Below are 20,375 nucleotides of genomic sequence, written 5' to 3' on the forward strand. Positions count from 1 at the left end.
AGCTAATCTCCGACGCTGGCCGGTTCCGCCTTGGCGGGGCGGACCAATTGAACCGGGGGCACGCGCCGCACGCACCATAGCGCGAAGACGGCGACGACCAGGGCGATGAGCTGCCCTTCATGGATGGCGCCGACGAGCGCGACGCGCGCGATCTCGATCAGCGAGGTTCCGTCCTGCCCCTGGTGCGCCAATTGTGCCAGGAACTGCGTCTGCGCTTCGGGGTTGACCAGCATCTGGGGATCGCGCAGCTGGGGCAGCCATTGCGCGGACGATCCGCGCAGCGTGGACTCGACGCCGTTGAAATAGCGGTGGCTGACCATGGTGCCGACGATGGCCGTGCCCAGCATGCCGCCCACCATGCGCAGCGATTGCAGCAGGGCGGTGGCGATGCCGAGGTGGCTGCGGCCGGCGGTCTGCTGCGCGAAGACGGTGAGGTTGGGCATGATGAAGCCCATGCCCACGCCGGCCAGCATCATGTAGGCGGCGATGAGCGCGTGCGAGGTGTAGTTGTGGGTGGTGACGATGCCCAGGCACGAGAGCGCCATCAGCAGGAAACCCGAATACAGCATGAAGTTGGGATTGCGCATGCGCACGATGACGCGGCCGTTGACGATGCTGCCCACGGTGATGAAGACCACCATCGGCGTGATCAGCAGGCCGGCCAGCTGCGGCGACAGGCCGAAGCCGCCCTGCAGCAGCAGCGGCGCGTAGAACATCAGCGAATACATGGTCACGCCTACCAGCAGGGACAGCGTGAACAGCATGGCCAGGCCCTGGTTGCGGAACATGTCCAGCGGCAGCAGGGGATGCGGGCAGCGCTTTTCCCACCAGTACAGCAGCGCGAAGGCGGCGAGGCTGACCGCGCCCAGCAGCAGCAGGCCGGCGCTCAGGCCCTGCTGCGGCAGCAGTTCGACCAGCAGCTGCAGCGAGCCCAGCGCCAGCGCGATGAGCAGCGCGCCCTGCCAGTCCAGCCGCACCGGGCCGTCGGTGTGGCTGCGCAGGCGCGGCAGGTAGCGCGCGACGAACCACAGCCCCAGCACGCCGATGGGCAGGTTGACGTAGAAGACCGAACGCCAGCCGTAGTGTTCGGTCAGCATGCCGCCCAGCGACGGACCCACGGCGTTGGCGATGCCGAAGGCCGCGCTGACCATGACCTGCCAGCGCAGCCGCACGTGCGGATCGGGGAACAGGTCGGGAATCGAGGCGAACGCGGTGCCCACCAGCATGCCGCCGCCTATGCCTTGCAGCGCGCGGGCCAGCACCAGGGCGAACATGCTGTCGGCCGCGCCGCACAGCGCCGAGGCCAGCGTGAACAGCACGATCGCGGTCACGACGAAGGGCTTGCGTCCGTAGTAGTCGCCCAGGCGGCCGAAGATGGGAATGGTGATGACCGAGGTCAGCAGGTAAGACGTCGCTACCCATGCATACAGTTCGAATCCCTTCAGTTCGGCCACAATGGTCGGCAACGCCGTGCCCACCACGGTCTGGTCGATGGCGACCATCATCATGACGAAGCACATGCCGAGCATGGCGAGCAGGGTCTGCCGGAAGGGCAGTACCTGGCCGGGCGAATGCGGGGGGGATGAGGCGGGGGCGGGCATTACTGGATGGATCAATGATTGATATATCAAACATTCTAGCCCTACAATCCGCCAGACAGGAAGCCGTCAGCTTTGGGCGGCCGGCGGTCCGATTTGTTACGATAGCGATATCTGTACGCTGGCCTGGCCAGCGTCTTCACCTCTCGACAGGCCTGCGGCGCGACTTGCCGGCAGGCCTTTTCCACCGGTAAAGCACCATCCCCGCGTTGCGGCGCGGCGGGCGGCATTCGAAGATTTCCAGTCGAGGTACCGACGGGGCAGCAATGAAAACGTGGTTCAAGCGCATTTTGATAGGCCTGGTTGTGTTGGTTGTCGTGGCCGTCGTTGGCCTGGCCATCTTTTTGCTGACATTCGACCCCAACGCGTACAAGTACAAGCTCGAAGAGCTTGTCCAGCAACGCTACCAGCGCACGCTGACGATAGACGGCGAGATCGAGCTGTCGCTCTTTCCCCGCATCGGCCTGTCGGTGCAGGGCGTGTCGCTGTCCGAGCCCAATAGCTCCGAGATCTTCGCCTCCATCGACAGCACGCGGCTGGCGGTCGCCGTCTGGCCGCTGCTGTCGAACAGCTTCGTGGTGGACCACGTGGCCATCAGCGGCCTGAAGGCCCGCGTGATCCGGGGCAAGGACGGCCAATTCAATTTCAGCAATCTGGTGGGCGGCACGGCGCCGGTCACCGAAGTGCCGGCCAACCCGGCCGAGGCGCTGGTGGGCGCGGCCGAGACCGCGGCGCAGGCCATCACCAACGGCAGCCTGCCGCCGCGGCGCAGCAATATGCAGATCGACATCGCGGGCCTGGACCTTAAGGACGGCTCCGTGCAGCTGCAGGACGCGATCAGCGGCATGGCCGTGGCCGTCACCAAGATCAACGCCAACACCGGCCGCGTCACGTTCAACCAGCCTTTCGACGTGCGCCTGACCGCGCGGGTGGAAGGCGGCAACCCGCGGGTCGACGCCAACCTGACCGGCCAGGCCCTGCTGACGCTGGACCCCTCGGCCAAGCGCTACGCGGCGCAGAAGCTGGACCTGCGCATGGACGGCAAGCTGCCGGGCGCGGAAGCCAAGAGCCTGGCCATGCGCGGCAACCTGGCGTTCGACGGCCGCAAGTCGGCGCTGGACGTGGCCGGCCTGGAAGTCGTGTTCCAGGGCGACGTGACCGATCCGGCCGCGGCCGCGACCAACGTGGACGCCAGCGTGGCCATGCCCAAGCTGTCCATCGATCCGCACAAGCGCCAGCTGCAGATCGAGAAGCTCGCCATCCGCGCCAAGGGCGGCGTGGCCGACGGCCCGTTCGAATTCGCCGTGGACGCGCCTGCGCTCAATATCTCGCCCGCCTCGGCCACCGGCGAGGCCCTGACCGGCCGCGTGCGGGTCAGCGGCCTGGACGCCAGCTTCGGCCTGAACGGCATCAGCGGCAACGCCGGCGAACTCGACATCAAGGAAGCCAAGCTGGACAGCACGTCCAAGACCGGCGAACGGGTGGTCAAGCTGAACTTCGCCTCGCCGCTGTCGCTGAATCTGCTGATGCGCAGCGGCGCGCTGTCGGCGCTGCGCGGCGACGTGAACATCACCGATCCGGGCCTGCCCAAGGGCAGCCTGCAGATTCCGGTGATCGGCAGCGTCACCGCCGACCTGCTGAAGGACCAGGCCACCAGCAAGATCAACGCGGTGCTGGAGGGCGGCAAGTTCGACCTCAGCGCCGACATCACCCGCCTGAGCGACGCGCCGCGCGTCAATTTCGCGCTGGTGGTGGACACCCTGGACCTGGACAAGCTGGTGCCGCCCGTGACGCCGCCGGCGGCCAAGCCGGCCGAAGGCAAGAAGGACGAAAGCAAGCCGGCGCAGCCCGCGCCGGCGCCTGCGCCCGTCGACGATACGATCGACCTGTCGGCGCTGGTCGGCCCCAGCGTCAACGGCACGCTGAAGGTCGGCAAGCTGGTGGTGCGCGGCCTGAAGGCCGACGAAGTCGGCGCCACGGTGAAACTGGACAAGGGCAAGCTGGAAATCACCAGCCTGACGGCCGGCCTGTACGGCGGCAAGCTGGCCGGCGCCGTGACGGTCGACGCCGCGCAGGGCAACCAGCTGGCCAGCAAGATGTCGCTGGCGGGCATCGCGATCGAACCCTTCCTGATGGACCTGGCCAAGCGCAACGTGCTCAGCGGCACGGGCAGCCTGGCGCTGGACCTGAAGACGGCCGGCGCCAACGCCTACGCCATGAAGGCGGGCCTGGGCGGCACCATGCAGCTGCGCCTGCGCGACGGCGCGGTCAAGGGCATCAACCTGACGCAGACGCTGCGCGAACTGAAGGCGGCCTTCAAGCCGGAGTCGCAGGACGAGACCGTGCCGGCCGACACCAGCAAGCAGACCGAATTCTCCGAAATGGAAGCGGACCTGGCGTTCGCCAAGGGCGTGGCCAGCGTGAAGCGCCTGAACGTCGTGTCGCCGCTGCTGCGCGTGACGCAGGGCGAGCCGGCCACTATAGACTTCGTCAAGAGCGAGCTGGACCTGGTGGCGCGCGCGCGCGTGGTCAATCCGGCCGCCGATCCCGAAGGCAAGGAACTGATCGACCTGAAGGACGTGACCATTCCGGTGCGCATCCAGGGGCCGTTCGACAAGCCGAGCTATACGCTGCTGTGGAAGGACGCCGTCGGCGCCATCCTCAAGCGCAGCCTTGAAAACAAGCTGCGCGACGCGGTCAGCGGCAAGGGCAAGAACGGCGAAAGCATCGACAAGGCACTGAAGGGGCTGCTGGGCAAATGAGCGCGGAACCATTCCAACCCATCGCCGAATGCGGCGTCACGGCGCAGCCTGAGGCCGCCGGCTATCATCGCCAATGGCTGGTCGCCAACGATTCCGGGCAGTGGCTCAACCGCGAGCTGTGCCCGCGCCTGGCTGAAGTCGCCGTCGAGCTGCGCATGGGCTACCTGGTGCTGAAGGCGCCCGGCATGCTGCGCTTGGACATTCCGCTGGACGTGATCGAGGACGACGACAGCGTGCGCTACAGCATGCGGGTCGGCGAGCAGGTCGTGGACGTGGTCGACGAAGGCGAGCTGGCCGCGGCCTGGATCTCGAATTTCGTGCAGGTGCCCTGCCGCATCATGAAGGTGCACCCCGACACGCCGGTGGCGGCCTGGCCGGCCTGAGCGTTTTCTACGACGCGGAGGCGCGGCGGTATTCGAACGCCGCGTGCGCCGCGAGGCCGGCCACCAGGCCCCAGAAGGCCGATCCGATACCCCAGAAACTGAAGCCCGACGCCGTGGCCAGCAGCGTGATGAGCGCCGCTTCGCGGCGCTGCGGATTGGCCATGGCCGCGGCCATGCCGCCCATGATGGTGCCCAGCAGCGCCAGGCCGGCCAGGGCCGCCAGCAGGGCCGGCGGCAGGGCCTGGAAGAACACCGCGACGGCGCCGGCCACCACGCTCAGCGCGACATAGCCCAGGCCGTAGGTGGCGGCGGCGATATAGCGTTTGCCAGCGTCAGGATGGGCTTCGGGGCCCGTGCAGATGGCCGCGCTGATCGCGCCCATGGTGACGCTGTGGGCGCCGAAGGGCGCGGCCAGCAGGCCCAGCAGGCCGGTGGCCGCCACCAGGCGGGACGCGGGCGGGCGGTAGCCGGCGGCCTGCAGAATGGCCAGGCCCGGCAGGTTCTGCGAAGCCATGGCCACCACGAACAGCGGAATGCCCAGGCTGACCGCCGCCTGCGCGCTGAAGGCAGGGGTGGTCCAGACGAATTCGGTGAGGCGCCAGTCCAGCAGATCGAGCTGCATCAGGTCCAGCGCGTAGGCGATGGCGATGGCCACCAGCATCACCACCAGCACCGCGTAGCGCGGCGCCAGGCGCCGGCACACCAGGTAGGCGGCGCACATCGCCAGCACCAGCGCGGGCTGCTGGTTGATGCTGCTGAAGACGCCCATGCCGAAATTGAGCAGCACGCCGGCCAGCATGGCCGCGGCGATTTCGCCGGGGATGCGGCGCAGGATGGGATCGATCCAGCCGAACAGGCCGCAGGCCAGCGTCAGCGCCGCCGCCAGCACGAAGGCCCCGATGGCCTGGTCGAACGGCACGCCGGCCAGCGCGGTCACCAGCAGGGCGGCCCCGGGCGTGGACCAGGCCATGACGATGGGCAGGCCGGTGCGCAGGCTGTAGAGCGCGCCGCCCAGGCCGAACGCCAGGCTCAGCGAGCCGATCCAGGAACCGATGCGGGCCGCGTCCAGGCCCGCAGTGTGGCCGGCCTGCACCATCAGCACGGCGGTGCCGCCGAAGCTGACCAGCACGGCGACCAGGCCTGCCGCGACGGCGGAGGCGGAAAGGTCGCGGCGGGCGCGGTGGCGGGGCGGGGGCAGGTCTATGCTGGACTGGGCTGCATTGCTCATGCTGCACCGGTCAGGCGACGGTACTTGGCCATGAGCTGTTCCTGGCCCTCATGCCATTGCGGATGCAGTTCGATGCATTCCACGGGGCACACCACCTTGCATTGGGGTTCGTCGTGATGGCCGACGCATTCGGTGCAGCGGTCGGGGTCGATCACGTAATAGTCTTCGCCCATGGAAATTGCTTCGTTCGGGCACTGGGGCTCGCAAACGTCGCAATTGATGCATTCTTCGGTGATGGTCAGGGCCATGGCGGGCTACGGTAAGAGCGGTGGGGCGACCGTCATTGTACCGCCGCCGCCCGGATGGGCGGCGCGACGCAGGGGCGCCGTGGGCGCCCCTGCGGTAAAGAAATCGGACCGGCGGTTCAGCCCGGCCAGGACTGTTCGCGGCGTTCCTTGGCCTTTTCCTGCAGCCAGCGCTCGACCGACGGGAACACGAACTTGCTCACGTCGCCGCCCAGCTGGGCGATCTCGCGCACGATGGTGCCCGAAATGAACTGATACTGGTCCGAGGGCGTCATGAACAGGGTCTCGACGTCGGGCAGCAGGTGGCGGTTCATGCCGGCCATCTGGAATTCGTACTCGAAGTCGGACACCGCGCGCAGGCCGCGCACGATCACGCGTCCGCCCTGGTCGCGCACGAAGTCCTTGAGCAGGCCGCCGAAGCTTTGCACTTCCACGTTGGGATAGTGCCCCAGCACCTCGCGCGCGATTTCCACGCGCTCGTCGATGTTGAAGAAAGGCTTCTTGTTGCGGCTAATGGCGATCCCGACCACGACTCTGTCGAAAAGCGTGGCGGCACGGCGGACCAGGTCTTCATGGCCTCGGGTCAGCGGGTCGAAAGTGCCGGGATATACAGCGGTGATCATGCGAGCTCCGTACCGTTATTAGTGGTGTACACCATCCTCCGAATCCCGGATTATTGATCTATTTGCGCAATGCAGCAAATTCCAGCAGGTGATAGTGGACGGCGCCGGCTTTGTCCTGCCGCAAAATCGTGAATCCTTCGGGCGCTTCGATGGGGCTTTCCGCTTCCACGTAGACCAGTCCGCGCTCGGTCAGGATGCCCGGCAGCAGCGGCCACAGGCGCGGCAGCCAGCCCTGGCCGAAAGGCGGATCCAACAGGATGAGGTCGAACCGCGACGCATCCATTCTTTCGGTGACCTGCATGGCGTCGCCCACGTGGATGCGTATCATGTCGGCTTTGAGTTTATCGCGCAGCGTCCGCAGGGCGGCCGCTGCGGTCCGATCGCGCTCGACCATCTGCACGTGCGCCACGCCGCGCGAGGCCGCCTCGAAGCCCAGCGCGCCGCTGCCGGCGAACAGGTCCAGCACCTGCTTGTCGGCGAATTCGCCGCCCCACAGGTGATTGAGCCAGTTGAACAGCGTTTCGCGCACCCGGTCGGGCGTGGGACGCAAGGTTTCCACGTCGGGCACGGCGATGGGGGTGCGCCGGTATTGGCCCCCTACGATACGAATATACTTGTTACCCATGTTCAGCCGCTTCTTCAAGAAAAAATCCCCTCCGCCCGCCGCGCCGGCCCAGCCCGCGCCGCCGCCGGAGGTTGCAGATCCCGTTCCCGCGCCGGCCGAGCCGGCCGCGCCCGCGCCATCGGCGCCGCAATCCGCGCCCGCGCCGGTCGCCCCGCCGGCTCCCGCGCCGGCCGTCGAACCGGCTGCCGCGCCCGAGGTCGAGCCGATCCCGGCGCCGCCCGCAGCGCCGGTCGAGCCGGTCGCCGCGGCGCCCGTGCCGGAACCCGCGCCCCAGCCTGACCCCGAGCCTGTCGCCGAGCCCGTGGCCGAGCCCGCGCCGGCCGCCGAAGCGCCCAAGAAGGCGTCCTGGCTGGCCCGGCTCAAGCAGGGCCTGTCGCGCACCGGCCAAAGCATTGGCGGCATTTTCGTCGGCGTCAAGGTCGACGAAAACCTGTTCGAGGAACTCGAATCGGCGCTCATTATGGCCGATGCGGGCCTGGAGGCCACCGAGAAGCTGCTGACCGCGCTGCGCGCGCGCGTCAAGAAAGAACGCATCGAGGACCCCGCCAAGGTCAAGGCGGCCCTGCGCCAGCTGCTGGCCGACCACCTGCGTCCGCTGGAGCGGGCGTTCGACCTCAAGCGCACCCAGCCGCTGGTCGTCATGATCGCCGGCGTCAACGGCGCGGGCAAGACCACTTCCATCGGCAAGCTGGCGCACACCTTCCAGCGCCAGGGCGCCAGCGTGCTGCTGGCGGCGGGCGACACCTTCCGCGCCGCCGCCCGCGAACAGCTGATCGAATGGGGCAGCCGCAACAACGTCACGGTGATTTCACAGGACGGCGGCGATCCGGCGGCGGTGGCGTTCGACGCCGTCAACGCGGGCCGCGCGCGCGGCATGGGCGTGGTGATGGTGGATACCGCCGGCCGCCTGCCGACGCAGCTGCACCTGATGGAAGAGCTGAAGAAGATCCGCCGCGTGATCGGCAAGGCCGACGCCGCCGCGCCGCACGAGGTGCTGCTGGTGGTCGACGGCAATACCGGCCAGAACGCGCTGGCGCAGATCCGCGCCTTCGACGCGGCCATCAACCTGACGGGGCTGGTCGTGACCAAGCTGGACGGCACCGCCAAGGGCGGCACGCTGGCGGCGGTGGCCGCGGGCAGCCAGGGCGTGCGCCCGATTCCGGTGTACTGGATCGGCGTGGGCGAAGCCCTGGAAGACCTGCAGCCCTTCGTCGCGGACGAGTTCGCCGGCGCCTTGCTGGCGGAGTGATTCCGGCCCCGCGGCCCCGCTACTTCCAGAACGGCTTGCTGGCGGCCAGGTCGTCGAACGCGCGCTGCGCGTCCTCGGCCAGCTCCTGCAGCCGGGCGCTGATCCAGCCCAGCGCGAACCACGCCTGCGGATGGGTGGCGGTGCACGACTCGTAGTAGTCCTTGGCGACCGCCAGGTCGTTGATTTCCCCAAGAATGTCCTGGACCCGCGACAGCAGCTTGCGATAGCCGCGCAGCCTGGCCGCGGGCAGCAGCGATTCGGCGAAGGCCAGGCTGTAGCGCAGGCGCTTGCCGCGTTTGCGCAATTCGTGGCGGGCGGGAATGTCCAGCGCCGCGAACTGCGTGCCCTGGTCGGCCACCTTGCTGTGCCAGCGATGCAGGCGCCGCGCCAATTGCTTGCGCAGGCGCTGCGGATCGGGCTCGGGCGCGAGCATGGGGATGATGGTGGGGCGTACGCTGGGACCGGCCACGCCGCCTTCGAGGCGGATGGCGGGTTCGGGCGCGGCGTCGCTGGGCGTGCCGTTGGCGACGGGCTGCCCGTCCGAGGCGGGCGGCGCGGCCGGCACGTCCAGGCTCCATTCCAGCAGATCCAGCAGCCAGCCCTGGAAGGCCTTGCCGCCGGCGATGCTGCGCGCGTCCTGCTCGGGCGGCGCGGCTTCCATGGGGATCACCGGCATGCCCGCGCGCATCAGCGCCGGCGCCACGGTTTCGTTCAGCACGTCCTGGTCGCGGTTGGCGCCGAAGGCGCCGAAATGCGTGCGCACGCCTTCCAGCAGGGAGGCCGGGATCGGCGCGATCCAGCCGTCGAAAAGTTTCCATGCCGAACGCAGCCGGCGCACGCCCACGCGCAGCTGGTGCACGTGTTCGGAATTGCCGGCGCGGTAGACGTCCTCGGTGTCCACCTCGGCCAGGACCGAGGCGTTGCGCGCGATCTGGTCCAGGCATTCGGCGGCGATGCGGGCCATGGCCTGCGGGGCCGTCATGTCCTCGCGCAGCTTGACCGCGGCCGCGCCGCGCGGCGCCCAGAACTGGGCGATGGCCTGCGCGCGGCGTGTCTCCAGGTCATCGCCCGGGATGGCGTCGGCGTCGGCCAGCCGCTGCGCCAGCTGGGCCAGCGCGTCGCCGCGTTCGGACTTGCTGCGCGGGTCCAGCACCAGCGCGTGGCGCTGCTGCCAGCCGCGCGCGGCCGCGAAGATGGCCGCGGGGCGGCCCGAAACCAGTTCGAATTCCAGTTCGGAGATCGGCAGTTCCAGCGCGCCGGCGCGCAGGATGCCGGTGTCGTAGGCCAGCTCGACCGTGCCGTAGCGCGTGCGCACCTTGCGCAGCAGGCGCTGCACGTCGGTTTCGTAGCGCAGGCCCAGTTCGCCCTTGACCGCGACCAGCGCGGCCTCGACCTCTGTGCCCGCGTACACCGACAGGTCCAGCACCGGGCCGGGGCGCGGATGGTTGAGTTCGATCCGGGTGATGGCGTTGATGCCGGGCATCTTCAGGGTCTGGACCCAGTCGCGGCCTTCCTGGCGCAGCCGGATCGCGATGCGGGCCCGCGCGAGTTCGCGCTCGGGCGTGTCGAAATACATCGCATGCAGGCGGATGCGGGTCGCCTCGCGTTGCTTGATCTCTCGCAATACGGCCGGGCGGGACGCCGCGGGCACGTGCAGTTTCAGTTCCTGTTCCGACATGGCGGCGGCTGTCCAACGGCAAAAGCCGAGATCTTAATTAAACGGGAGCGGTGATTTGATGACCGGTCATATTTATTTCACACGGAGCATAGACGTGTTTGCGGCGCATCAACAACCGGCGCGAGCCGCAACCGGGAGGGCAAACGGCCGCGTAACGCGGACCCGGTAATTACCCAGTTTCAGTGATATGCAATGTTACGAATAGCTTTTCTAATTGTAATAAGCCGGCCGGACGACCCCGCGCGCGGCGCCGATCATCTCCGCGTCTTCCGGCTCCGCGCCCGGAGGCCGCGCTACAAATTAGAAGAGCCCCATGAACCGTACGTTTCGTATCGTTTTCAACCGCAGTGCAGGCGTGTGGCAGGTGGCGAGCGAACATGCCCGAGGGCGGGGCAAGGGCGGTGCGCGGCCCTTGCTGCTGGTTGCCGCGCTTGCCGTGGCGGCAGGCTTGCTGGCTGGCGAATCGCGAGCGGCGTGGATCCGCTTCGGTGATGTCTTTCCGAACGATCCGCTCGCCTGGAACGACCCCGTCGCCGCTCTGATCGTGGGCAATACCCGCGCCGGCACCTTGTCCATCACCGACGGCTCGGGCATGGAGAATGCGCAGGGCGTCATCGGCAACGCACCCGGCAGCTTCGGCATGGTGACCGTTCAGGACCCGGGTTCTAACTGGCTGTTGCACGGCGGCCTGTCCATCGGTGCGGGCGGCGCCGGCACGCTGAGCCTCGTCAATGGCGGGTATGTCGAGGTAGGCGGCGGTACGGGAACCGTCATGCTGGCGCCCGTCGCGGGCGGGATGGGCACGATCAATATCGGCGGGCTGCTCGGCTTCGCGGCCGAGACCGGCGGCGCCCTGCTTGCGAACGAAATCCGCTTCGGCGGCGGCGACGCCACACTGAACTTCAATCACACCGAGACGCTCCACCCGTTTTCCGCGGGCCTGAAGAGCACCGGCTCGGGCGTCCACCGCTTGAACCAGATCGCGGGTACGACGGTCCTGACGGGCGCCAACGGCGGGTTCAATGGCAAGACCACGGTGTCGGGCGGCAAGCTGCTGGTGCTGGGATCGCTCGGCGGCTCGGCCGAAGTGACCGGCGGGACTTTGCAGTACGGCGACGGCGTGTCCGGCGCGGCAAGCCGCCTCAGCGGCGATCTGAAAGTGTCGGGGGCCGGCAGCACGCTGTCGGTGCAAGGCCCCGCGACGCTGGCGGTGGGCGGCGACATCGGCCTGGGCGACGGCGCCGTCCTGGACGTGATGGCCGGCGCAGGCGGCCCCGTCTTGTGGGCCGATTCCGTGACCCTGGGCCAGGGCGTGGCATTCAAGCTCAGCGGCATCGCCGACGAGAGCCAGCTCAATGCGCTGCTGATCGACACTGCCAGCGGCATCAGCGGCGATTTCGCCACGGTGAATGTAGGTGGGTTTTCGGGCCCGGTGGATTATCTCACCGTCAATACCGGCAAGTCGGCGGACAATCGGCAATACCGCGCCACCTACGACCTGAGCTGGACGGCCGGCAGCAACCTGGCCCACGGTACGTTCACGCTGGAGAATGCGCAGGATTTCTTCGCCCAGGGCGTGGGGCTTTCCGACCAGGCGCCCAATCCTGCCAAGGGCTGGAACGGCAGGACGCTGACCAAGGCGGGCGAAGGCACGCTGACCCTGGACGGCAACAACAGCTACACCGGCGGCACCGTGCTCGCGGGGGGCATGCTGCAGGTCAGCCGCGACGCGAACCTGGGCGACGCCAACGGCAAGGTGGTGTTCGACGGCGGCGCGCTGCGGGCGCTGGAGTCCTTTACGAGTTCGCGCGCCATCACGCTGCTGCAGACCGGCAGTGTCGACGTGGAGCAAAGCCGGACGCTGGACCTGACCGGCGAGATATCGGGCGGCGGCGACCTCGTCAAGACCGGCCGGGGCATGCTGAGCCTGAGCAATCCCGGCAACACCTATGGCAATACCTGGATCAAGGCGGGCGCGCTGCTCGGCAACGCGAGTTCGATCCGCGGCAACGTCGACAATGGCGGCATCCTGGTGTTCGAGCAGGTCGCCGACGGGGTTTTCGGCGGTTCCATCACCGGATTCGGAACAATGGTCAAGACCGGCGCCGGCACGCTGAGCCTGACCGGCAACCACGCCGCGTATGCCGGCAGCACCGTGGCGTCGGAGGGCCGGCTGCTGGTGCTGGGGGCGCTGGGCGGCTCGGCCGTAGTCAACGGCGGCGTATTGCAGTTCGGCAATGGCGCGAGCGGCGCGGCCAGCAAGCTGACCGGCAATTTGCCGGTCTACAGCGGCTCGCTGTCGGTGCAGGGCCCCGCGACCCTGACGGTGGAAGGCGACATCGGCATGGCCGATCGCACTACCCTGGATATCGGGGCGGGCGCGGGCGGACCCGCCATCACGGCCGGCAGCGTCACGCTGGGCGCGGACGTGGCGCTTGCCATCAACGGCATCGACGGCGCGGGGCCGGCCGAGCAGGTGCTGATCGAAACCCGCTCGGGCATCAGCGGCGACTTCGGCCGGGTGAGCGTGGGCGGCAACGGCGGCGGCGTGGATTATCTGGGCGTCAATGCCGGCAAGTCCGAGGACGGCCGGCGTTATCTGGCGTCTTACGGCCTGAGATGGATGGCCAACAATAGTCTGGCGCACGGTACGTTCACGCTGAGCGGCGCGGCCGACAGGTTCGAGGTGAACGCGGCGCTGGCCGACCAGGCGGCCAACGCCGCCTTGGGCTGGAACGGCAGGACGCTGACCAAGCGCGGCGCCGGCACGCTGGTGCTGAGCGGCGACAACCGCTACACCGGCGGCACGGTGCTGGACGGCGGCACGGTGCAGGTGGACCGCGATGCGAATCTGGGCGCGCCAATGGGCGGGCTGACATTCAATGGCGGCACCCTGGCGGCCACGGGTTCCTTCGACACCTCGCGCGCCGTCCTGATGGATACTGGCGGCAGCATCGACGTGGCGGCCGGCTCCACACTGGGGCTGGACGGTCCGCTGCTGGGCGCCGGCCCGTTTTTCAAGAACGGCGCCGGCACCCTGGCCCTGCGCGGCGTCAACAGCTACGCCGGCTTGCTGGTGCTTACCGGTGGCACGCTGCGAATCGATCAGGACGCCAACCTCGGCACGGGAGCCGGCTCCCTGCTGCTCGGCGGCGGCGCGCTGGCGACCACGTCGACCTTCGACATCTCGCGCAGGGTCGTCCTCGATGCGACAGCGATGGCGGGCTTCGATGTGGCTGGCGGTACGACGCTGGGCCTGAACGGCCAGATCTCGGGCGCAGGTATGCTGGTCAAGGCCGGCGCCGGCACGCTGGCGCTGCGCGGCGACAATTACTATGGCGGCGGCACGACGATTCTGGACGGCGTCCTGCAAGTCGATCACGACCGGAATCTGGGCTATCCGTCCGGCGCACTGAAACTCGACGGCGGCGCGCTGGCCGCGACGGGCAGGTTCGACACCTCGCGCGCCGTCACGCTGGCCCAGGCAGGGCGTTTCGACGTGGCCGCGGGCGTCACGCTGGGGCTGGGCGGCATCGTTTCGGGCAGCGGCGATCTGATCAAGTCCGGCGCCGGCACGCTGCGCCTGAGCCATACCGGCAACGCCTACGGCAATACCTCGATCCTGGCGGGCACGCTGGCGGGCAATGCGAATTCGATCTCGGGCAATGTCGACAACGCCGGCACGCTGGAATTCGAACAGAGTCCGAGCGCCATCTTCGGCGGCGCCATATCCGGCGCCGGCAGGGTGGTCAAGAGCGGCTGGGGCACGCTGGAGCTGACGGGAACCAATACCTTCGGCGGCGGCATGACGGTCACAGACGGCACGCTGCGGGTCACGCGCGACGCCAATCTGGGTGCGGCGGCTGGCGGCCTGACCCTGGACCGCGGCACGCTGGCGACCGCCGGCGCCTTCGACACCTCGCGCACGGTCCGGCTGGAGCAATTCGGCATCATCGACGTCCAGGGCGGCACGACGCTGGGCCTGAACGGCAGGGTGTCGGGCAACGGCGTGCTGCTCAAGCAAGGCGGCGGCACGCTGGCCTTGAGCGGCGCCAACGACTACGGCGGCACCTATATCGACAACGGCGTCCTGCGCATCGGCCGCGACGCCAACCTGGGCTCGGGCGAGCTGGTGTTCTTCGGCGGAGCGCTGGCGACCACGGCCACGTTCGATATGTCGCGCGCTGTCATCCTGATGCAGACGGCCGGCATCGACGTGGCCGCGGATACCGCGCTGGGCCTGAATGGCACAGTGTCATACGAGGGCGGGCTGGTCAAGAACGGCGCGGGCACGCTGGTGCTTGCCGGCAGCAACAGTTACGAGGGCGGCACGACGCTGGCCGGCGGCACGCTGCAGGTCGCGCGCGACGCGAACCTGGGCGACGCCATTGGCGGCCTGAGCTTCGACGGCGGCACGCTGGCCACCACCGGCACGTTCGACACCGCACGCGGCGTGACGCTGGCGCAGGCCGGGCGTTTCGACGTGGCCGCGGCCACGGCGCTGGGCCTGAACGGCACGGTGTCCGGAAGCGGCGCCTTCATCAAGGACGGGGCCGGCACGCTGGTGCTTGCCGGCAGCAACACGTATGGCGGCGGCACGCGCATCGAGGGCGGGGTCTTGCAGGTCTCGCGCGACACCAACCTGGGCGATGCGGCGGGCGGCTTGAGTTTCAACGACGGTACGCTCGCGACGACGGGAACGTTCTCCACGTCGCGCGCGGTGGCGCTGGCGCAGTCGGGCCGCTTCGACGTGGCGACCGGCACCACGCTGGGCCTGAACGGCGCGGTGTCCGGAACCGGCGCCTTCGTCAAGGACGGGGCCGGCACGCTGGCGCTTGCCGGCGGCAACACGTATGGCGGCGGCACGCGCATCGACGGCGGCGTCCTGCGGATCGAACGCGACGCCAACCTGGGCGATATCGCGGGGGGCGTGGCGTTCGGCGGCGGTACGCTGGCCACGGCCGGCAGCTTCGATACGTCGCGCACGTTTACGCTGGCGCAGGCGGGACGTTTCGACGTGGCGGCCGGCACGTCCCTGGGTCTGACCGGCGGTATTACGGGCAGCGGCGATCTGGTCAAGACGGGCGCGGGCACGCTGCGCCTGAGCAATGCCGGCAACGCCTATGGCAACACCTGGATCCAGTCGGGCACGCTGATCGGCGATGCGAATTCGATCTCGGGCAACGTCGACAATGCCGGCGCGCTCGTGTTCGAGCAGTCGGCCGATGGCGTCTTCAACGGCTCCATCTCGGGGACCGGCGACCTGTTCAAGCGCGGCGCGGGCACGCTGGATCTGAGCGGCAATCATGCCGGCTTCGCGGGCAAGGCCACGGTTTCGGAAGGCCGGCTGGTGGTGCAGGGCGTGCTGGGCGGATTGGCGGAAGTGGCTGGCGGCGTCCTGCAATACGGCAACGGCGTGGCGGGCGCGGCCAACCGCCTGGCCGGTAATCTGAAGGTGGCTGGCGGCGGCCTGTCGGTGCAAGGCCCGGCGACGCTGGACGTGGCGGGCGAGGTCGCCATGGGCGACGGGACCGCGCTGGATATCGGGGTTGGCGCGGCCGCGCCGTCGCTGACGGCCGGCAGCGTCACGCTGGGCACGGGCGTGGCGTTCAACCTGAGCGGCATCTCGGACGCCAGCCAGCTCGACCGCGTGCTGATCGGTACCCTGGGCGGCATCAACGGCGACTTCGCGTCGGTCAGCGTGGGCGGGTTCGCCGGCGCGGTCGATTACCTGTCCGTCAACACGCGCAAGGCGACCGGCGGGCTGCAATACGTTGCCAGCTACGGACTGTCGTGGACGAGCGGCAACAACCTGGCGCACGGCAACTTTACGCTGGCCGGTGCTGCCGAGCATTTCACGATAGGGGCGGCGCTGGCCGACCAGGCCGCGAATGCCGCCACCGGCTGGGACGGCAAGACGCTGACCAAGCACGGCGCGGGCACGCTGGTGCTGAGCGGAGAGAACCGCTACACCGGCGGCACGCATATCGCCGGAGGCACCCTGCAGATCGACCGCGACGCGAACCTGGGCGCGGCCGCGGGCGGCCTGAGCTTCAGCGGCGGCACGCTGGCGACGACCGCCTCGTTCGACACGGCGCGCGCCATCACGCTGGTCCAGGCCGGCCGCTTCGACGTCGCAGCCGGCACTGCGCTGGGCCTGGACGGCACGGTGGCGGGCAGCGGCGCGCTCGTCAAGCAGGGCGCGGGCACGCTGGTCCTGCGCGGCAGCAACCGCCATGGCGGCGGCACGGCCATAGAGCAAGGGACGCTGCAGATCGGCCGCGACGCGAACCTGGGCGCGGCCGGTGCCGGCCTGACCTTCAACGGCGGCACGCTGGCCACCACCGGCACGTTCGACATCGCACGCGGCGTGACGCTGGCGCAGGCCGGGCGCTTCGACGTGGCCGCGGCCACGACGCTGGGCCTGAACGGCACGGTGTCCGGGACCGGCGCCTTCGTCAAGGACGGGGCCGGCACGCTGGTGCTTGCCGGCAGCAACTCGTATGGCGGCGGCACGCGCATCGAAGGCGGCATCTTGCAGGTCGCGCGCGACGCGAACCTGGGCGATGCGGCGGGCGGCTTGAGTTTCAACGGCGGCACGCTCGCGACGACGGGAACGTTCTCCACGTTGCGCGCGGTGGCGCTGGCGCAGTCGGGCCGCTTCGACGTGGCGACCGGCACCACGCTGGGCCTGAACGGCGCGGTGTCCGGAACCGGCGCCTTCGTCAAGGACGGGGCCGGCACGCTGGCGCTTGCCGGCGGCAACACGTATGGCGGCGGCACGCGCATCGGCGGCGGCGTGCTGAGGATCGAACGCGACGCCAACCTGGGCGATATCGCGGGGGGCGTGGCGTTCGGCGGCGGTACGCTGGCCACGGCTGGCAGCTTCGATACGTCGCGCACGTTTACGCTGGCGCAGGCGGGGCGTTTCGACGTGGCGGCTGGCACTTCCCTGGGCCTGACCGGCGGTATTACGGGCAGCGGCGATCTGCTCAAGGCGGGCGCGGGCACGCTGCGCCTGAGCAACGCCGGCAACGCCTATGGCAACACCTGGATCCAGTCGGGCACGCTGGTCGGCGATGCGAATTCGATTTCGGGCAACGTCGACAATGCCGGCGCGCTCGTGTTCGAGCAATCGGCCGACGGCCTCTTCGGCGGCTCCATCGCCGGCACCGGCGACCTGTTCAAGCGCGGCGCGGGCACGCTGGATCTGAGTGGCAATCATGCCGGCTTCGCGGGCAACACCACGGTTTCGGAAGGCCGGCTGGTGGTGCAGGGCGTGCTGGGCGGATTGGCGGAAGTGGCTGGCGGCGTCCTGCAATACGGCAACGGCGTGGCGGGCGCGGCCAACCGCCTGGCCGGCAATCTGAAGGTGGCGGGCGGCGGCCTGTCGGTGCAAGGCCCGGCGACGCTGGACGTGGCGGGCGAGGTCGCCATGGGCGACGGGACCGCGCTGGATATCGGGGTTGGCGCGGCCGCGCCGTCGCTGACGGCCGGCAGTGTCACGCTGGGCGCGGGCGTGGCGTTCAACCTGAGCGGCATCTCGGACGCCAGCCAGCTCGACCAGGTGCTGATCGATACGCTTGGCGGCATCAGGGGCGACTTCGCATCGGTCAGCGTGGGCGGATTCGCCGGCGCGGTGGACTATTTGTCCGTCAAGACCCGCAAGTCGGCCGATGGCCGGCAATACCTTGCCAGCCACAGCCTGGCATGGAGCGCCGGCAACAATCTGGCGCATGGTACGTTCACGCTGGCCAACGCCGGCGACCGTTTCGTCGTCGCGACCGCGCTGGCCGACCAGGCACCCAACGCCGCCACCGGCTGGAACGGCAAGACGCTGACCAAGGCCGGCGCGGGCACGCTGGTGCTGAGCGGCGAGAACCGCTATACCGGCGGCACGAATATCGCCGGAGGCGCCCTGCAGATCGACCGCGACGCGAATCTGGGCGCGGCGGCCGGCGCGCTGAGATTCAGCGGCGGCACGCTGGCGACGATGGGCTCGTTCGACATCGCGCGTTCGATCACGCTGGCCCAGGCCGGCCGCTTCGAGGTGGCCGGCGGCACCGAACTGGGACTGACCGGCGCGGTGGCGGGCGCCGGCGATCTGGTCAAGTCCGGCGCGGGCATCCTGCGGCTGGACAACGCCGGCAACGCCTATCGCAATACGCGCATCCTGGCGGGCACGCTGGTCGGCAATGCGGCCACCATCCGCGGCGACATCGACAACGCCGGGACGCTGGTGTTCGAGCAGGCGGCCGACGCGTCCTATGGCGGCGCGATGTCGGGGACCGGCTCGTTCGTCAAGAACGGCGCGGGCACGCTGGGCCTGACCGGCGACAGTTCTGGCTACCGCGGAACCACCACGGTCAACGGCGGCCGGCTGGCCATGCACGGCCGGCTGGGCGGTTCGATCAGCATCGGCGCGGGCGGGGTGCTGGGCGGCAACGGCACCGTCGGTTCCGGCGCGGGGTCGACCATTACGGTGGCCGCCGGCGGCGTGCTGTCGCCGGGCAACTCCATCGGCGCCCTGACCATAGACGGCGATCTGGCGGTGCAGCGCGGCGCGCGCTTCGCCGTCGAAACCAACCCCGCGGGGCCCGAGGCCGACCTCGTGCACGTCACCGGCAACGCCGCGCTGGACGGCGGATCGGTGGCCCATATCGGCGCCAACGGCAATTACGGGCTGCGCTCGCGCTATACCATCCTGTCGGCGGACGGCGCGCTTTCCGGCCAGTTCGACGCGGTCACCTCCGATTTCGCTTTCCTCACGCCCAGTCTGGCCTATGACTACGACGCGCGCCGCGTGTCGCTGGAACTGGCGCGCAACGATACGCCCATGATCTCGGCCGCGGCCACGCGCAACCAGCGCGCCGCCGCCGGCGCCATCGACAGCATCGGCATGGCCGGCGGCCATCGCGTCTACGACGCGGTGGCCCAGTTGCCGGACGACGCGCCGCTGCTGCGCGGCGCCTTCGACCAGTTGTCCGGCGAGATCCATGCCTCGGCCAGGACGGTGCTGCTGCAGGACAGCCGCTACGTGCGCGACGCGGTGGCCGAGCGCCTGCGCGCGGCGGCCGGCGGCGTGGGCGCCGTGTCCGCGCCGGTGCTGGCCTCGGCCGGAGACGGCGCGCGCCTGGCGCCGGCCGATGCGCGCGGGCCGGCGACCTGGTTGCAGGCCACGGGGTCGTGGAGCCATATCGACGGCGACGGCAACGCGGCCCGCGCCAAGAGTTCCAGCGGCGGCTTCGTGATGGGCGTGGATACGCCGGTGTCGGAGGCCTGGCGCCTGGGCCTGATGGCCGGCTACAGCCGCACCGACTTCGACGTGCAGCAGCGTTCGTCCTCGGGCGACAGCGACAACTACCACCTGGGCGCCTATGGCGGCGGACAGTGGGGCAAGCTGGGCCTGCGCGGCGGACTTGCCTACAGCTGGCACGACATCACGACCCGTCGATCGGTTTCCATGTCCGGCATGTCCGAGCGCCTCGAGGCCGATTACGACGGCCGCACGGCCCAGGTCTACGCCGACCTGAGCTACCGCATCGATACGCCGGCCGCGGCGATCGAGCCTTTCGCCAACGCGGCCTACGTCAACCTCAAGACGGACGGCTATCGCGAAAGCGGCGGCGCGGCCGCGCTGCGCGGCAAGAGCCAGACCAACGAAACCACTTACACCACGCTGGGCGCGCGCGCCTCCACCGATTTCGAGCTGGGCGGCGCGCAGGCCGCGGCGCGCGGCTCGCTGGGCTGGCGCCACGCCTTCGGCGACGTGAAGCCGGTGGCCGTCCAGGCGTTCTCGGCCGGCGAGTCGTTCACCGTGGCGGGCGTGCCCATCGCGAAGAACAGCGCGGTGGTCGAGGCCGGGCTGGAAGTGCGGATCAACCGCAGGGCGTCGTTCGGCCTGTCATATCAGGGGCAGCTTGCCGGTTCGGCGCAGGACCACGGGGTGAGGGCGGGGTTGAATATCCGGTTCTGATGGGAGCG

General features: G+C 69.5%; 10 protein-coding genes. 4 read left to right on the plus strand and 6 right to left on the minus strand.

Annotation, left to right across the window (positions count from 1 at the left end):
• Nucleotides 1-2: 2 nt before the first annotated feature.
• Nucleotides 3-1,601, minus strand: a complete 1,599-nt coding sequence (locus AC1IQ6_RS04170) for an MDR family MFS transporter (protein WP_102773968.1) — start codon at nucleotides 1,599-1,601, stop codon at nucleotides 3-5.
• A 263-nt stretch (nucleotides 1,602-1,864) separates the two neighbouring features.
• Here AC1IQ6_RS04170 and AC1IQ6_RS04175 point away from each other — a divergent pair, with 263 nt between their 5' ends.
• Both AC1IQ6_RS04175 and AC1IQ6_RS04180 read left to right on the plus strand, forming a co-directional pair.
• Entirely contained in the window at nucleotides 1,865-4,360 is a 2,496-nt protein-coding gene (locus tag AC1IQ6_RS04175; protein WP_102773967.1) for an AsmA family protein, read from the plus strand.
• Nucleotides 4,357-4,743: an MOSC N-terminal beta barrel domain-containing protein gene (locus AC1IQ6_RS04180; protein WP_485865897.1), complete on the plus strand. Its 387-nt coding sequence runs from the start codon at nucleotides 4,357-4,359 to the stop codon at nucleotides 4,741-4,743. Before AC1IQ6_RS04175 ends, AC1IQ6_RS04180 begins: the two co-directional genes overlap by 4 nt.
• A 7-nt stretch (nucleotides 4,744-4,750) precedes the next feature.
• Here AC1IQ6_RS04180 and AC1IQ6_RS04185 read toward each other — a convergent pair whose 3' ends face one another.
• From AC1IQ6_RS04185 to rsmD, 4 genes are all read right to left on the minus strand, one after another.
• Nucleotides 4,751-5,971 (minus strand): benzoate/H(+) symporter BenE family transporter, encoded by a 1,221-nt coding sequence (locus AC1IQ6_RS04185; RefSeq protein WP_168202181.1) that lies wholly within the window; start codon nucleotides 5,969-5,971, stop codon nucleotides 4,751-4,753.
• Complete coding sequence (locus AC1IQ6_RS04190) at nucleotides 5,968-6,219, minus strand: YfhL family 4Fe-4S dicluster ferredoxin (RefSeq protein WP_043547072.1); 252 nt, start codon at nucleotides 6,217-6,219, stop codon at nucleotides 5,968-5,970. The genes AC1IQ6_RS04185 and AC1IQ6_RS04190 overlap by 4 nt, the downstream gene beginning before the upstream one ends.
• A gap of 116 nt (nucleotides 6,220-6,335) precedes the next feature.
• The gene (gene coaD / locus AC1IQ6_RS04195) at nucleotides 6,336-6,839 is read right to left on the minus strand and encodes a pantetheine-phosphate adenylyltransferase (RefSeq protein ID WP_102773965.1); all 504 of its coding nucleotides are present in this window, start codon (nucleotides 6,837-6,839) and stop codon (nucleotides 6,336-6,338) included.
• A gap of 58 nt (nucleotides 6,840-6,897) precedes the next feature.
• Nucleotides 6,898-7,464: a 16S rRNA (guanine(966)-N(2))-methyltransferase RsmD gene (rsmD, locus tag AC1IQ6_RS04200; RefSeq protein ID WP_102774172.1), complete on the minus strand. Its 567-nt coding sequence runs from the start codon at nucleotides 7,462-7,464 to the stop codon at nucleotides 6,898-6,900.
• Between rsmD and ftsY the strand changes: the two genes are divergently transcribed.
• On the plus strand, nucleotides 7,463-8,713 hold the full coding sequence (gene ftsY, locus AC1IQ6_RS04205; RefSeq protein WP_485865898.1) for a signal recognition particle-docking protein FtsY: 1,251 nt from the start codon (nucleotides 7,463-7,465) through the stop codon (nucleotides 8,711-8,713). The genes rsmD and ftsY overlap by 2 nt on opposite strands.
• Nucleotides 8,714-8,732: 19 nt before the next feature.
• Here the strand turns inward: ftsY and AC1IQ6_RS04210 are convergent, their stop codons facing one another.
• Nucleotides 8,733-10,391 carry a CYTH and CHAD domain-containing protein gene (locus tag AC1IQ6_RS04210; RefSeq protein WP_102773964.1) on the minus strand — a complete coding sequence of 553 codons (1,659 nt, stop codon included), beginning with the start codon at nucleotides 10,389-10,391 and terminating at the stop codon, nucleotides 8,733-8,735.
• A 313-nt stretch (nucleotides 10,392-10,704) separates the two neighbouring features.
• Here AC1IQ6_RS04210 and AC1IQ6_RS04215 point away from each other — a divergent pair, with 313 nt between their 5' ends.
• Nucleotides 10,705-20,367, plus strand: a complete 9,663-nt coding sequence (locus tag AC1IQ6_RS04215) for an autotransporter-associated beta strand repeat-containing protein (RefSeq protein ID WP_485865899.1) — start codon at nucleotides 10,705-10,707, stop codon at nucleotides 20,365-20,367.
• Nucleotides 20,368-20,375 lie beyond the last annotated feature (8 nt).

The organism is Achromobacter sp. MUI-25009338 (genome assembly GCF_057359325.1).